At 48.3% G+C, this 14,593-nt stretch carries 14 protein-coding genes; 11 read left to right on the top strand and 3 right to left on the bottom strand.

Annotated features, from left to right (window positions below):
- Positions 1 to 43 precede the first annotated feature (43 nt).
- The 8 genes from yicI (at position 44) to AC50YG_RS20865 (ending at position 8,730) form a co-directional block, all read left to right on the top strand.
- Entirely contained in the window at positions 44 to 2,365 is a 2,322-nt protein-coding gene (gene yicI, locus AC50YG_RS20900) for an alpha-xylosidase (RefSeq protein ID WP_494829256.1), read from the top strand.
- 254 nt (positions 2,366 to 2,619) lie between these two features.
- Positions 2,620 to 3,390, top strand: a complete 771-nt coding sequence (locus AC50YG_RS20895; RefSeq protein WP_494829252.1) for a sugar phosphate isomerase/epimerase family protein — start codon at positions 2,620 to 2,622, stop codon at positions 3,388 to 3,390.
- Between the two features lie 57 nt (positions 3,391 to 3,447).
- The gene (locus tag AC50YG_RS20890; RefSeq protein ID WP_494829247.1) at positions 3,448 to 4,467 is read left to right on the top strand and encodes a Gfo/Idh/MocA family protein; all 1,020 of its coding nucleotides are present in this window, start codon (positions 3,448 to 3,450) and stop codon (positions 4,465 to 4,467) included.
- A gap of 473 nt (positions 4,468 to 4,940) precedes the next feature.
- On the top strand, positions 4,941 to 5,261 hold the full coding sequence (locus AC50YG_RS20885; protein ID WP_338554964.1) for a PadR family transcriptional regulator: 321 nt from the start codon (positions 4,941 to 4,943) through the stop codon (positions 5,259 to 5,261).
- Complete coding sequence (locus AC50YG_RS20880; protein ID WP_494829244.1) at positions 5,261 to 5,818, top strand: HAAS signaling domain-containing protein; 558 nt, start codon at positions 5,261 to 5,263, stop codon at positions 5,816 to 5,818. The genes AC50YG_RS20885 and AC50YG_RS20880 overlap by 1 nt, the downstream gene beginning before the upstream one ends.
- Entirely contained in the window at positions 5,815 to 6,762 is a 948-nt protein-coding gene (locus AC50YG_RS20875) for a DUF4097 family beta strand repeat-containing protein (RefSeq protein WP_494829242.1), read from the top strand. The genes AC50YG_RS20880 and AC50YG_RS20875 overlap by 4 nt, the downstream gene beginning before the upstream one ends.
- 366 nt (positions 6,763 to 7,128) lie before the next feature.
- A complete protein-coding gene (locus AC50YG_RS20870) occupies positions 7,129 to 7,926 on the top strand; it encodes a CAP domain-containing protein (RefSeq protein ID WP_494829240.1) in 798 nt (265 codons plus the stop codon).
- Positions 7,927 to 8,034: 108 nt separating this feature from the next.
- Complete coding sequence (locus tag AC50YG_RS20865) at positions 8,035 to 8,730, top strand: 3D domain-containing protein (protein WP_494829238.1); 696 nt, start codon at positions 8,035 to 8,037, stop codon at positions 8,728 to 8,730.
- Positions 8,731 to 8,854: 124 nt separating this feature from the next.
- Here the strand turns inward: AC50YG_RS20865 and AC50YG_RS20860 are convergent, their stop codons facing one another.
- Entirely contained in the window at positions 8,855 to 9,706 is an 852-nt protein-coding gene (locus AC50YG_RS20860; protein WP_494829236.1) for a polysaccharide deacetylase family protein, read from the bottom strand.
- A 142-nt stretch (positions 9,707 to 9,848) separates the two neighbouring features.
- Between AC50YG_RS20860 and AC50YG_RS20855 the strand changes: the two genes are divergently transcribed.
- The 3 genes from AC50YG_RS20855 to AC50YG_RS20845 all read left to right on the top strand — a co-directional run bounded on the left by AC50YG_RS20855 (position 9,849) and on the right by AC50YG_RS20845 (position 12,375).
- On the top strand, positions 9,849 to 10,823 hold the full coding sequence (locus tag AC50YG_RS20855; protein WP_494829234.1) for an alpha/beta fold hydrolase: 975 nt from the start codon (positions 9,849 to 9,851) through the stop codon (positions 10,821 to 10,823).
- Positions 10,816 to 11,610: a (2Fe-2S)-binding protein gene (locus tag AC50YG_RS20850; RefSeq protein ID WP_494829232.1), complete on the top strand. Its 795-nt coding sequence runs from the start codon at positions 10,816 to 10,818 to the stop codon at positions 11,608 to 11,610. The genes AC50YG_RS20855 and AC50YG_RS20850 overlap by 8 nt, the downstream gene beginning before the upstream one ends.
- Positions 11,611 to 11,955: 345 nt before the next feature.
- Complete coding sequence (locus tag AC50YG_RS20845; protein ID WP_341281511.1) at positions 11,956 to 12,375, top strand: O-methyltransferase; 420 nt, start codon at positions 11,956 to 11,958, stop codon at positions 12,373 to 12,375.
- 97 nt (positions 12,376 to 12,472) lie between these two features.
- Here AC50YG_RS20845 and AC50YG_RS20840 read toward each other — a convergent pair whose 3' ends face one another.
- Together AC50YG_RS20840 and AC50YG_RS20835 are read right to left on the bottom strand one after the other, a co-directional pair.
- A complete protein-coding gene (locus tag AC50YG_RS20840) occupies positions 12,473 to 13,375 on the bottom strand; it encodes a TIGR03943 family putative permease subunit (RefSeq protein ID WP_494829230.1) in 903 nt (300 codons plus the stop codon).
- Positions 13,372 to 14,430 (bottom strand): permease, encoded by a 1,059-nt coding sequence (locus tag AC50YG_RS20835; protein WP_473762265.1) that lies wholly within the window; start codon positions 14,428 to 14,430, stop codon positions 13,372 to 13,374. Before AC50YG_RS20835 ends, AC50YG_RS20840 begins: the two co-directional genes overlap by 4 nt.
- Between the last annotated feature and the right edge of the window lie 163 nt (positions 14,431 to 14,593).

Raw genomic sequence — 14,593 nt, 5'->3', positions numbered from 1 at the left:
AAAGTCAAATAACCTATATAAAAGCAGAAAGGTCGGTTCTATTATGAAATTTACTGACGGCAACTGGATGCTGCGCAAACAGTATGACCTTTTGGGCGCAGTACAAGCCCATGATTTCGAGCAAAAGGATGGCGTGCTTACGGCTTATGCGTCTCCGCGTCCTATATTGTCACGTTCCAATATGTTAGATACGATGCTGCTTACGGTTCGGTTTCATTCTCCGATGCCAGGCGTTGTCGGCGTTAAGCTGATTCATCACATGGGCGTGCGTGAGCGTGGTCCTGTATTCGAGCTGACGAAGGAAACCGGCAATTTTGTTACTATAGAAGAAACAGAAGAAGCGGCGATCCTCACAAGCGGCAGCCTCAGCGTTCATATTCGCAAGGGCCCGGAGTGGTCAGTGGATTTCTACCGCGGCTCCGAGCGCATTACCGGAAGCCGGCAGAAATCGATGGCGTATATTACGGAAGGCAAAGAGAAAGCCTATATGCGTGAAGAGCTGGATCTTGGTGTGGGCGAATGGGTGTATGGTCTCGGCGAGCGTTTTACACCTTTCGTGCGCAACGGCCAGGTCGTCGATATTTGGAATCAGGATGGCGGCACAAGCTCCGAGCAAGCGTACAAAAATATTCCTTTCTATGTAACGAATAAAGGCTACGGCGTATTCGTCAACCAACCGGATCTTGTTTCCTTTGAGATTGCTTCGGAGAAAGTGAAAAAGGTTCAATTCCATGTGACTGGCGAATCCCTTGAATATTTCGTTATTGATGGCCCGACGATTAAAGAGGTGCTTGGCAAATATACCGAGCTGACAGGCAAGCCTTCTTTGCCGCCAGCATGGACGTTCGGCCTGTGGCTGTCGACCTCTTTTACAACAAATTATGATGAAGCAACGGTTAACTCCTTCGTCGATGGCATGGAAGAGCGCGGTTTGCCGCTGCATGTATTCCACTTCGACTGTTTCTGGATGCGCGATTTCCACTGGACGGATTTCAAATGGGACGAGCGGATATTCCCGGACCCTGTCGGCATGCTGAAACGCCTGAAAGAGAAGGGGCTCAAAATCTGCGTATGGATTAACCCTTACATTGCGCAGCGCTCCCGTCTGTTTGAAGAGGGCAGAGACAATGGCTATTTGATCAAAAAGCCAAATGGCGACGTATGGCAATGGGATATGTGGCAGCCTGGCATGGGTATCGTGGACTTCACGAATCCTGCGGCATGCGAATGGTACAAAGGCTATCTGCGTGAGCTTGTAGATATGGGTGTCGACAGCTTTAAAACCGACTTCGGCGAGCGGATTCCGACCGATGTGGTGTACCATGACGGCTCTGACCCTGAAAAAATGCATAATTTCTACACATACCAATACAACAAGGTTGTATTTGAGGTATTGGAAGAGAAGCTGGGCAAAAATGAAGCTGCGCTGTTCGCGCGTTCCGCTACCGTTGGCGGTCAGAAATTCCCGGTCCACTGGGGCGGCGACTGCTACGCGGATTATGAGTCAATGGCAGAATCGCTGCGTGGCGGCCTGTCGCTGGGCTTGTCCGGCTTTGGCTTCTGGAGCCATGATATCGGCGGCTTTGAGAGCACAGCTCCAGCCCATGTCTTCAAACGCTGGCTTGCGTTTGGCTTGCTTTCCAGCCACAGCCGTCTGCATGGCAGCAGATCGTACCGGGTGCCTTGGGCGTATGACACGGAGGCGGTTGATGTTACCCGCTTCTTCACGAAGCTCAAATGCAGCCTGATGCCTTACCTGTTTAATACAGCTGCGCAAGCGGTGGAGCAAGGTTTGCCGTCGATGCGTGCAATGGTGCTGGAATTCCCGGAAGATCCAACTTCCGAGTTCCTTGATCGCCAGTATATGCTGGGTGATTCCATTATGGTTGCTCCTGTATTCGACGAAAATGGCTTTGTACAATATTATTTGCCGGAAGGCAGCTGGACGCATCTTCTGACTGGCGAAATCGTAGAAGGTGGAAAATGGTTCAAGGAAACGCATGACTTCCTCTCGCTTCCATTATTCGTTCGTCCAAATTCGATCATCGCAATCGGTGCGAATGATACGAAACCGGATTATGACTATGCTGACGGCGTGAAGCTGACGGCTTACAGCCTTGCTGATGGAGCATCGGCATCGACCACGGTTCGCGACATTAAAGGCGCTGCCGAGCTGCTCGTTACTGTAAAACGCGAAGGCAATGAAGTCGCAGTTAAAGTACAGGGCAGCGGCAAAGCGCTCAGCCTGGCACTTCATGGCATTGGCGATATTGCTAAAGTGGATGGCGCTGCTTCGCTGGAAGACGGCATTGTATTGATTGCTGCTGGCGCGAAAGAAACGGCTTTGACAATTACGTTGAAGTAAACGAAATAATTATTGAAATAAACAAACGGCATAATGCTGGATGTTTATCTAAAACAGACCAACGCCTTGTGACGACCGGACCAACAGTCGTCGCAGGGCGTTTTTTTCCTGGAGTAAAAGTCAGCATTCAACAAAATAACATATAAAAAGACTAACATGACAGCTGTTTTTTGCAGCGCTCCTTCTATATAATTTGAAAGGTAAGGTACAAGACTTGAGAAACTAAATTCACAATATAAAGGAGTGCGGCCAAAGTGGGACAAATCGGAATTGGTTTACAATTGTATACGCTCCGTGACGCAACAGCGGAAGACTTCGAAGGTACGCTGCGCAAGGTTGCGGCAATGGGCTATGAAGGCGTGGAGTTTGCAGGTTATGGCGGTATTGAAGCGGAGAAAATGCGTGATTTGCTCCAGGAGCTAGGACTGAAAGCAATCGGAAGCCATATCGGCCTGCATTTGTTAGAAAGCCAGCTGGATGAAGAAATCGCTTACTTAAAAACGATCGGCGCAAAATATGCGATCTGTCCTTATTTGCTGGATGATCAGCGCAGCGCTGAAGCTTGGGCGAAGCATTTTGTAGCTTTTGAGGAGTATGGTAAACGTTTCCGTGAAGCTGGTATTGATTTCGCCTACCATAATCATGATTTTGAATTCAAAGTGGAAATCGACGGCAAGGAAGTGTTTGATGCGCTGTATGAGCGAATCAGCCCTGAGCTTCTGAAAGTGGAAATGGATATCGGTTGGGTGCAATTTTCCGGCAAAGACCCGCTCGCTTACATTGCGAAATATGCAGGACGTTTGCCTTTGCTTCATTTGAAGGACTATCGCGACAACAATGGCCAATTGCCAATTGATACGGTAGAGCTGGGCCGTGGCGATCTACCGCTGCTTCCTATCATTAATAGTGCGGTTGAAGCCGGTGCAGAATGGTTGATCGTTGAGCAGGACACTTGCGCGAATCCACCGCTTGAAGCAGTAGCGGAAAGCATGGACTGGCTGAAAAAGAATTTTCTGAACGTTTAATATACGAATTTGGCTTGACCCTCTACATTAATTATTGAAAAGGCAGGGATACATTTAATGAGCAAAATCAGAGTAGCAGTAGTAGGTTGCGGTTCCATCTCCAAATATCGTCACATTCCGGAGTATGCAGACAATGCGAATGTAGAATTAGTCGCATTCGTTGATCCGGTAATTGAGCGTGCAGAAGGTTATGCGGAGAAGCATGGCGGCAAAGCTTTTGCAGACTATGAGACGATGCTGGCTGAAATCAAGCCGGATGCGGTTAGCGTATGTACACCGAACGCGCTTCATGCACCAGTAGCCATTGCAGCAGCAAACGCTGGCGCACATGTATTGGTTGAGAAGCCAATGGCAGCTACGGATGAAGAAGCGGCATCGATGATTGAAGCGGCAGCGAAAAATGGCGTTAAGCTGATGGTTGGACATAACCAACGCTTCATGCCGCCGCATGTAAAAGCGAAGGAATTGCTGAAAACGGGCATTATCGGCAAAGTATTGACATTCCGTACGTCGTTTGGCCACCCAGGGCCGGATGCATGGAGCATTGACGGCGCGGAAAGCTGGTTCTTCCGCAAGCCGGAAGCGATCATGGGCGCAATGGGCGATCTTGGCGTGCATAAATCCGACCTGATCCGTTGGCTGCTGGACGATGAAGTGGCTCAAATTGCTGGCTTCGTTGGCACAGTAGACAAAGACAGTGATGTAGACGACAATGCAAACTGCATACTTCGCATGAAGAGCGGCGCAATGGGTTCGCTAGTAGCTAGCTGGACTTATTATAAAGGTGAGGACAACAGCACGATTTTGTGGGGCTCCAAAGGCGTTATGAAAATCGGTACGCACCCGGAAGATCAAGTAATCATTGAGCTGCGCGACGGTACAGTGGAGCGCTACAAAACAGGTGAAATCTCCACAAATGAGAAGCAGCTGTCGAGTTTCGTGATCGATAAATTCATTGATTCTATTGTCAATGACACAACTCCTGCTGTAACGGGCGAAGAGGGCCGCAAATCGTTGAAAGTTATTTTGAGCGCCTTCGAATCCCAAGCAACAGGCAAATTCATCGACATCAACTAATTATTATTCATTGATCTATTCACACTCTCTATATGGTAGGGATAACAAGCTAAGCGGGTTATCCCTACAAAAAACTGCCTTCGCCGAGTTAAATGGTGAAGGCTTTTAAATTTGGTGGTGAAGAGTGGCAAGTGGTGGAGTGAAAGGTTTGAGCTGGAGAAGCGTGAGCGTTCGTTTTTGCCTTTGTATTTCAACCGCTGGGCGGTGTAATTCATGAAATGCAAAGGCAATGACGATCGTAGGCCAAACCTTTCGCGCAGCAGCTTGTGTCTATATTTCACCATCATTTTTAACGTCTCTCCGTCTCAAGGAGGAGAGACACTCGGGCGCGGGTATTGTTTTTTGCTTAGTATATAGCAATATAGAATAGCATGTGGTAAATTTAGCTTAACAGCAAAGAAGCATAATCCACTATTCGATAATATCGAATAGTGAAAGCAATAGCATTTTAAGGAAAGCAAGGAGCGTCGATTATGAATGTGCAGTTCAAGAAAGGTGTGCTGGAGCTATGCGTTCTCGTCTTGACGTCTGAGGGAGACCGATACGGATATGAACTGGCAGTGAAAATATCGTCCAAGTTCGAGGTAGCCGTCGGGAGTGTCTATCCGCTACTCAATCGTCTAACGCAGGAAGGCTACTTCTCGACTTATCTCAAGGAATCGAATGAAGGGCCGCCACGCAAATATTATCAGCTGACGGAGGCCGGCTGGCTCCATATGAGAGCGCTCATTGTGGAATGGTCGAGCTTCTCTACAGCTGTAAACGAAATTATTGAGGAAGGGATTCGACCATAATGATGACGAAACAAAATTATATGAGCGAGCTGGAGAGATTGCTAGCCAAAGTGCCGGAGCAGCAGCGTCGCGAGTGGCTGTTCGATTATTATAGTCATTTTCAGCAGGCAGAGGAGCATGGGCAGAGCGAGCATGAGGCGGCCTTGGAATTGGGTGATCCAAGACAGATTGCGAGCGAGCTGCTGCTTGGTTATAAAGTACAACGGGCTGAAGCGAAGAAAAGCTTCGGCAACACGTCTAAGGCGGTGCTTGCAACGGTGAGCTTGGGATTTTTCAATATCGTATTTGTGCTGGGGCCTTATGTTGCTGCAGTTGGCGTGCTTATTGCTCTATGGGCGACTGCCCTAGCGCTTGGATTGGCAGGCGTCACAACGGTGCTGGAGAGCATGTGGAGCGGCATGTTTACACTAGCCCAAGCAGCCTCTATTGGGCTCGTCTGCATTGGACTCGGCATTTTGCTGGGTGTAGGCGTTAATGCACTGACAAAAGGTTTTTTCGCTGCAACGATTAAATATTTGAAGTTCAATACGAAAATCATCAGGGGGAAAAAACAATGAGAAAGGCAATTGCAGTTGCGCTTATATTACTTGGAATCGGCTTGGCTGGAGCGATATATTCATTTAGCTGGGATGAGCTGCTGTCCTTCGGTACGAAGCCTGTATCGCAGGAGAAAACAGTTGATGCGGCTGGCGTAAGCAGCTTGACGGTAGATGCTGGTTCGATGGATATAGAAGTGGTGCCAGGGAGCTCGGATAAGATTGTTGTTCACTTAGAAGGTCGGGCAAGCTCGAAATATTTAAACAAGCTTAAGCTTGAGACGGAGCAGGCTGGCGACAAGTTAGTCATTAAAAGCAGCTTTAATACGGGTTTTACCATCGGTATCAACTATTCTTCATTTAAGCTGACCGTAGAGCTGCCGGAGCGCAAATGGGATGAGGTGACGCTGAAGGCGCAAAGTGGCAACGTCAGCGCATCCGATATGAACAGCCGCACCTTGGCGATGCTAACCTCATCAGGTCGTGTGAAGGGGGAGGATTTGTCTGCGGATGAGCTGGATTTTGAATCGACCAGCGGAACAATTGAGCTGCTTGGCGTTACAGGCGAGAGGCTGAAGCTGGATGTCAGCTCCGGCAGCATCAAGATAGAAGACTATAAGGCAGAAACGGTCGAGTTCAACGCGACAAGCGGCGATGCAAGCTTTATTAATGGTACGGGAGAGCTGAACGGCCAAGCAAGCAGTGGGAAAATTCGAGTTGAATTGGATGCCATTACTCACAGCATGAAGCTTGACGTTACCTCTGGCGATATCGTCGTTGAAGCTAAGCAGCCGCCACAGTCTGCCGAAATTAAGCTGAAAACAACATCCGGCAGCCGGAAGGTCGAATGGGACAATGTTCAAACGGTAAAAGAGGATGATCGTTCCTTTGCTGGCACAATTGGGGATGGTTCGGACATCTCAATTGATTTGAAAACCAGCTCGGGCAATATTACGCTTAAATAGCGTGTGTAAAATAGGCAGCAAGCTGAAAGTCCCGCGAAGCCAAGCGCAGCGGGGCTTTTTTCTATTTTATATACGTTATTTGATTGGAAAATGAGGGGTTTATGAGCGGATTCTAATATGGCGGATGCTTCAAATGAAGGACATGCAGACATGGGGTGAAAAAAGGCAGGCGCCACGATTCTTTCAGCCGTCTTTACAAAGTGAGCAGTTTCTCATAAACGCCTGAAAACGGTCTAAAACGCGAGAAAATCGCTTGTTTTACCATTTTTTGAGCCGTGTAACCGCCCAAATGCCATGTTACGATAGTTTGCGTCGGGATGACCGGCACACACAAATTACACACAACTTCGAGGAGGAGATTTCATAATGAAGAAGCAACCATTTAAAGTAGGTGTCGCTGCCGTAGCCGCAGCCGCATTAATCGGTGCAGGCGTAGCAGTACCATCGACGGTGGGAGCAGCACCAGCAGTGAAGGCGAACTCCAAGATTACTGCTTATAGCATTGACCAAGACTTGTTGAAGCAAATTGCGGAGCAATACGGAATAGATTTGAGCAAGATTAACTTTAACGGTATTACAATCAGCTTCCCTAACGGAACAACAACGAATACAGGAACAAGCAAGCCGAGCACAGGAACAAGCAAGCCAAGCACAGGAACGACGAAGCCAAGCACGGGCTCTGGTTCCACTGGCAGCACGAAACCAAGCACAGGCTCTGGTACAACGGGAACAACGAAGCCAACGACAGGAACAGGCTCTGGATCTTCGAATTCGGGCAGCGGTACAACTGTCGATCAAAGCGCTTATCAAAGCGAAGTTGTCAAAATCGTAAACCAAGAGCGTGCAAGCGCTGGTCTTCCAGCTTTGACGGTCGATGCGCTGCTGACAAAAGTTGCGGTAGCAAAGGCGAAGGATATGTCGGACAATAAATATTTCAGCCATACATCCCCAACTTACGGATCGCCGTTTGATATGATGAAGAGCTTCGGTGTCAGCTATTCTTATGCTGGCGAGAACATTGCCGCAGGACAACGCAATCCGTCTGAGGTTATGACAGCATGGATGAACAGCGCAGGCCACAAAGCAAATATTTTGAGCAAAAACTTCGGCAAAATCGGTGTTGGCTATTACAACGGCCAATGGGTACAAGAATTTACGAACTAGAAGTGAACAGAAACAGGCGATCATAAGCTAAATCTTTCACGCCGCGCAGCTCCTTGCCCGCGCGGCTAAGTAAACGATGGACTTAATCGATTTTGGAGGATATTTGCGATGAAAAAGCTTAGTATTTCGGCTGCTGCTCTCGTGCTTACGTGCGCGCTGGCAGCAGCCCCCGCTAACGCGGCGGTTCAAACACATAAAGCGGCAGATGGCGATACGTTCTGGAAGCTGTCCCAGCAGTATAAGGTTGATTTAGACAAACTGCTAGCAGCTAATCCAAAAATTAACCCGCTGAACATAATGGTAGGCATGAAATTGAATGTTCCGGTTGCAACTGCAGCGGTGAAAGCAAATGCCAAAGCAGCGGCAAATGCAGATAGTACGGCGAAAGTGAGCGCTCAGGCACAACCAAAAGCAGCAGCAACAATTAAAGCGGAAAGCTTGTCTGCAAAAAGCATTATTGCAAGCAACGGCAATAGCTATACGTTCAGCAAGCAGCTGAATGTAAAAGCGACCGCTTACACAGCGGCAGCCTCGGAAAATGGAAAATGGGGCGCCGTCGATTATTTTGGCAATCCGCTTAAAGTAGGAACAGTGGCGGTAGATTCCTCTGTTATTCCGCTTGGAACGAAGCTTTATGTGACAGGCTACGATTATAATGGTTTGCCGGGTGGCGGCATGATTGCAGTAGCGAATGATATGGGTGGAGCGATTAAAGGAAATCGCATCGATATTTTTGTACCTGGAAGCACAGCTACTGCTAAAAGCTTTGGCATTCAAGACGTTAAAGTATATTTGGTGAATTAGAGCATCGCGTCAAAATAGGTCTGCTGCGTTATCAAATTTAACGCTGTTTCCAATAACCCTATGTACAAGCCTAGCGTTCCTCGCCACCGAGGAGCGCTGGGCTTGTTTGTATATCAGCAAGGGGCTAACGGATGCGCCTTTCCGCACTTTGTCCGAGCAGCTCTGGCAGTGTGACAATGCGATAGCCCTTCTGCTGGAGTGAGGCAATGAGCTGCGGCAGCGCCTCGATTGTACCAGAGAGGCTTTGCGTAACGCCGCCACCGGCATGCTGCAGGATGATGGAGCCTGGACGAAGCGTCTTATGCATATTGCTTAAAATGACCTTGCTCGAAGGGTTATTTTTCCAATCCGCCGAATCAACATCCCAATTCACAACGATATAGCCGTTGTTTTGGGCCCAAGCGACTTGATTAGGCAGCATTTCGCCATAGGGTGGCCGAAAAAAGTGCGGATGATACGGAATAATTCGACTAATGATCGCATCGGTATGCCACACTTGACGGTGAAAAGCATTCGGTGACAGCTTCGACATCACCTCATGATTGTAAGAATGATTGCCGATGATGTGGCCTTCGCGATGAATTCTTTTTACGATTTCGGGATACTTATTGGCTCGCGTGCCAACAAGAAAGAAAGTTGCCTGAACACGATGCTTCGCCAATATATCCAGGATTGCAGGCGTAAAGCGTGGATCAGGAGCATCATCGAATGTTAGCGCGGCCTCTTTTTTTAGGCGTGGTCCGTTAAGAAAATAGGCGCCGGGATAGCGCTGCTGCAGCTTAACCCATGACATGCTGTCGGTGCGGCGTTTTTTTTCTGATTTAGCTTTATCCGCCTGACTTAGGCTGCCGCTGCTGTCTGCTATGGCCGCCAGCTCGGCGCTTGCCTTGGAGCTTGCACTCAGCGCTTCCGCGGAAGTTAGGAAGGTGGCGATAATGAGCAGCAAAATCATCAATTTGTTCAGGCGCTGGAGCATTTCATGATGTCCTCCATTCGGGTCGGGCATACTGCCGTAATAAACGTTATTTTTCCCTAAATAACGCCTTTCATCCGCTTTACAAGTCAAAGGCACAGGCTTAAAATTAATGGGATTAGAACATAAGATGGAGGTTTGAACAATGCCGTTATTAGATATGCCTGTTCATGAATTATATAAATATCAAGGCAGCAGTCCAAAGCCCGCAGATTTCGATGCTTATTGGGAACGGGCCCTCGCTGAGCTTGAAGCAACAGAGGCGAATGTCGAATTGGTGGCAAGCGCTTTCCAAACAGCTTCCGCGGATTGCTATGACCTGTATTTTACAGGGGTGCGCGGCGCGAGAATTCATGCCAAATACCTTCGCCCTAGACAAAGCGGTCAGCAGCCTCACCCGGCAGTTGTTATGTTCCACGGCTATTCGGGTTCTTCCGGGGACTGGGCGGATAAGCTGAGCTTTGTATCGCTTGGCTACTCGGTGCTGGCACTGGACGTTCGTGGACAAGGTGGCTATTCTGAGGATAGCGGCAGCGTCAAAGGAACGACGCTAAATGGGCATTTTGTTCGCGGCCTTGATGGCGATGCAGATAATATGCTGTTCCGTCACATTTTCCTTGATACGGCGCAGCTCGCTCGTATTGCAATGGAATTGCCTGAGGTGGACGCAAATGAGGTATATGCAACGGGCTGGTCACAAGGCGGTGCTCTTACGATTGCATGCGCAGCACTAGAGCCGCGCGTGAAGAAGCTGGCGCCGGTTTATCCATTCCTCAGCGACTATCGCCGCGTGTATGAGATGGATTTGGCGAAGGATGCATACGCTGAATTGCGTACGTATTTCCGCCATTTCGATCCGCAGCATAAGCGTGAGGAGGAAATTTTTACAAAGCTCGGTTATATTGATATTCAATTTCTGGCGGAGCGTATTCGCGGAGAGGTGCTGCTTGGCGTAGGCCTCAGTGACTCTATCTGCCCGCCTTCGACCCAGTTTGCCGCCTACAATAAAATTCAGTCGCCGAAGCGGGTGGAAATTTATCCGGATTTTGGCCATGAAGGTTTGCCAGGGCTGCATGATCAAATTATGAATTTCTTCGTTCCAGGTAGAGCAAATGGCTGAAGATATGTATCGGCTGTTAAAGGAGCGGTTTAATCTGATTGTAGATGAGCCTGCTGAAGTGGTCTACAAAAGTGCTGCTGCTGCCTTGCTTGAACAGCCTGTGATGGAGGAGCTGCTTGAATTATACCAGCCGCTTGTGAATGGAATGGAGCAAATTGTTGCTGAAGTTTATGCGGCCTCTTGGTTTCGCAGGCCGATGCTGGCTCTCGTTTATTTGCTGGCGAAATATCGCATAGCACCAAATTTGTCGCTGGATAATTTGACGCTGTATGTGTGCAAAGCAGACGGATATTATCATGTGTATTTCAGGTTAAACAATGCTGAGCTGCTTGAATCACCAGCTACGGAGAAGGAGGCAGGCGAATGGGCACGCGCACGGCTTGAAGTATTTTTTCACGAGACGATTGCTCCGTTTTTTCATAGCATAGAGCGTGCTGGAACGGCGAAAGCCAGCCTGCTGTGGGGGCAGCTGCCCACGTCGCTTGCGTATGAGTATGGCGTCATGATGGCTTCCTCGGAAAACGAAGCGGTGAAGGAATCCGTTGATATGCTGTATAAGACGATGAAGACGCTTGATCCTGCGATTTTTTATCGCAAAAGGAACCCTTTGGATGTTAAGTTTCAATATACGGAAGCCATTGATGACCCGGAAAAACAGATGCGTATTAAATATGCTTGCTGCCACTATTATAAAGTCGAAGGCGGCCGTTACTGTTATACCTGCCCGCGTATTAGCAATACGGAACGGGACCAGCGTCGCAGCGAGCACCGCGCGAAGCTGAAATAGAGCTTGCCAAAATACAGAATCATTGTCGCTTATGCATGCAGGGTGGCAATGATCTTTTTGGCAAAAATAAATATAAAGATTTTTTTTCGCTCCATCGACTTTTTGTATGCGATGTAAGCACTTGCCATCATAAAGAGTTCTTTAGAATCGGTTTAAACATAATGGGGAGCCATCTTTCCCATTAGAGATATAACTAACAATTTTGAATTAACTGAAAATTGCGAATTTTCTTATTGTAACTTCATGATAATTGAACTATAATGAGTCCCAAGAACTATACATATAGAGATAATTAGGGAAACGCTTATATATAATGACTATTCTACAACTAGGAGGAATGTGGGTATGGAATTGGAATCAATGTCGCTGGCAAGACAAGTTGATTTTGTGTTTCGGCAATTGGAAGAGGAATTAATGAATGCGATTGCAGGAACGGTATGTATACATATCCGCAACAATGCGGTTGGTAAATTTGGGATGAGGCATAATCCTTTAGAGACGAGAAATGGCCAGTTTGAAAAGCTGAACTCAGGCATGACCGCTAAGCAGGTGCAGGATTTTCGCAAGATGGCGATAGAAGGTCTTAAATATAGACGCAATTGGACGCACGGCGAGATTATGTACGATTTTGCCGTAAAGAATGGGGCGGGATCATGGTCGGCGAGCGTCTGTTATGAGTCAAATTACAATACGTCGAACTGGAGCTACCGCTACAAGCAGCCGCGCCAATCGAATTTGCGCGAGCTGTACCCTGGTGCTGAATAAAGCAGGGAATATAGCAGGTAGAAGAAGCCTCCGGAACCGCTGTACGTCAAGCGGAATGAACCGGAGGCTTCTTTTGTCCAATTCTCAGGCTACAAGGCTAAAAATCAAAATTCGCATATACATAAGGAGACTCGGGCGCCTGAATCCGTTTAATCGTGTTTAGCTTTAACGTCAAAATTTCGTTGCCATTATACATGGAGGTCATCAGCTTGCCCGATACATTTACCCAATCATCTGCGGCAAATTCCTTATAATCGTCTGCATGGCTTACTTGAACCATCAAACCATACGGAATGGCATCCGCCGAGCAGCAGGTCATGGCGAAGCGGCTAACGGCAAAACGCTGCTCGCCCATGTCATCTTCTTTGTAAATAAAACCGCTGATGTCGATCGTTTTGTCCATAAAATTATCGCGGAACAAATCGATTGTTGTTAACGTCTCGATATAAGTCGCTTCCGGTACGGCGATTTCCGGCTTCTGATACAGCTTCATGCCATATTCGGCATGGGCCTTCGTGTATTCATCATACGGGAAACGCTCTGCCAATGTCAGCGGCTTTGGCGCAATGGAAGCGGATGGCTCAGGCAAGGAAGCGGCAAGCTGGCCAGGCTCGGAACCGAGTGGCTGGACAGTGGTAGAAGCCGTGAAGCTTACGCCTTTCTTCGCTGCGGCCGTACTCCCCAGAACACCGGCAGGGGAGAGGAAGCCGAGCGCTAGCGGGAAAATAAAAAGGCTGTAAATGACCGTGTTTTTGAACACGGATGGCGATGGGGCATGCTCACAGCCGCATTCAGCCGAATGCTTATGCTGCTGGCGCCGCTCTTTCAAAGCGAGAAACAGCTGATGAATGGCTGCGGCATACAATCCAAGAGCAGACAGCTTCACATAGAGCTCCATCCTTGGCGCAATATAAAGGGAGAGCTGATTGGAGCGGGATAAATAAACGATAAGCAAGGCGAATGCAGTTAATATGAGAGCTCTAAACAGGTGATGCTTCATAACCATACCTCCATAAACCATGAGCCGAGCCCAACCAATATGAAGCAGAGAAGGGCGAGCGCCAGTACAATTTTGAGCCGAAAGGCGGACAGCAGCATGAGCATGTTTTTAAAATCAATCATTGGGCCAAACACGAGAAAGGCGAGCAGCGGGCCGCCTGTAAACACATTGCCGAAGGAAGCGGCGATAAAGGCATCCGATGTTGAGCAAATCGATAAAATAAAGGCGAAAGCCATCATCGCCATATAAGATAGCAGCGGCTGATCGGCTACAGTTGCAAGCACGCTCCGGTCCATAATAGTCTGAATTGCAGCTGTTAGCATGGCGCCGAAAATTAAATATTTTCCCATCTCAAAAAATTCATCCGAAGCATGACCAAGCATAGCAGAAAATCGGCTGCCGAGACTGCCCCGAGGCTCCGCGTGATGATGCTCGTGAGAGTGGCTGTGATCATGCTTATGTGTATGATGGTCTTCCTGATTGGAATGGACAGCGGGCTGGGAATCGCCCTCGCCGCGAAGCGGACTTTTGCGCATAAACATATGCATGATCAGTCCGATAATAACAGCGACCGCAAACGCAAGAATAAGGCGGGCATAGGCCATTTCTGGAGCTGAGCGAAAAGCGGCGAAGGTGGCTGTGAACACGATTGGGTTGACGACGGGCCCGGCAAGCAAATAAACAATGCCGATATAAGCGGGCATGCCTTTGCGGATAAGCCGCCTGACGACGGGAATCATGCCGCATTCGCAAAGCGGAAAAGCTAGTCCAAGCAAGCCGCCGAACAGGACCCCGGCAATTGGATTTTTAGGCGTAAACCTGCGAATCATCTCATCCGTGACGAATACTTGAAGCAGGCCGGAGAACAGCACGCCAAGCAGGATAAACGGTATTGCCTCTAAAATAATGCTCAAAAATGTAATTTTGAAGGACTGGGCGTGTGAATAGTCCAGGAAGGCGAAAGGCGAAGGCCGATTCAAAGCAATAGCGATAATAATTCCGGCACAGCCAAGCGCTAGCAGAAAGCTTATGTAGCGAAACCTGAAAATCGGCATATAAAAACCACACCCGCTTTTCTTATAGTAATAATTACGATTATATCACAGTTTATGCAGCCGGAAAGCAAAATAGGACAACTTTATGAGCAGAAAGCGGCTGCTCTGCTGCTTGACATTGGCTGTTAGCGCTGTATAATCATTGTAAATGCAATGACGGGAA

The sequence above is a fragment of the Paenibacillus sp. J31R34 genome (assembly GCF_059383715.1).
This window is presented reverse-complemented; position numbering and strand designations above follow the sequence as displayed.

Excerpts from the sequence above, each read along its gene's own strand:
- yicI (WP_494829256.1), top strand. The coding sequence starts at position 44 with ATGAAATTTACTGACGGCAACTGGATGCTGCGCAAACAGTATGACCTT.
- AC50YG_RS20890 (WP_494829247.1), top strand. The coding sequence starts at position 3,448 with ATGAGCAAAATCAGAGTAGCAGTAGTAGGTTGCGGTTCCATCTCCAAA.
- AC50YG_RS20885 (WP_338554964.1), top strand. The coding sequence starts at position 4,941 with ATGAATGTGCAGTTCAAGAAAGGTGTGCTGGAGCTATGCGTTCTCGTC.
- AC50YG_RS20880 (WP_494829244.1), top strand. The coding sequence starts at position 5,261 with ATGATGACGAAACAAAATTATATGAGCGAGCTGGAGAGATTGCTAGCC.
- AC50YG_RS20875 (WP_494829242.1), top strand. The coding sequence starts at position 5,815 with ATGAGAAAGGCAATTGCAGTTGCGCTTATATTACTTGGAATCGGCTTG.
- AC50YG_RS20870 (WP_494829240.1), top strand. The coding sequence starts at position 7,129 with ATGAAGAAGCAACCATTTAAAGTAGGTGTCGCTGCCGTAGCCGCAGCC.
- AC50YG_RS20865 (WP_494829238.1), top strand. The coding sequence starts at position 8,035 with ATGAAAAAGCTTAGTATTTCGGCTGCTGCTCTCGTGCTTACGTGCGCG.
- AC50YG_RS20860 (WP_494829236.1), bottom strand. The coding sequence starts at position 9,706 with ATGCTCCAGCGCCTGAACAAATTGATGATTTTGCTGCTCATTATCGCC.
- AC50YG_RS20855 (WP_494829234.1), top strand. The coding sequence starts at position 9,849 with ATGCCGTTATTAGATATGCCTGTTCATGAATTATATAAATATCAAGGC.
- AC50YG_RS20850 (WP_494829232.1), top strand. The coding sequence starts at position 10,816 with ATGGCTGAAGATATGTATCGGCTGTTAAAGGAGCGGTTTAATCTGATT.
- AC50YG_RS20845 (WP_341281511.1), top strand. The coding sequence starts at position 11,956 with ATGGAATTGGAATCAATGTCGCTGGCAAGACAAGTTGATTTTGTGTTT.
- AC50YG_RS20840 (WP_494829230.1), bottom strand. The coding sequence starts at position 13,375 with ATGAAGCATCACCTGTTTAGAGCTCTCATATTAACTGCATTCGCCTTG.
- AC50YG_RS20835 (WP_473762265.1), bottom strand. The coding sequence starts at position 14,430 with ATGCCGATTTTCAGGTTTCGCTACATAAGCTTTCTGCTAGCGCTTGGC.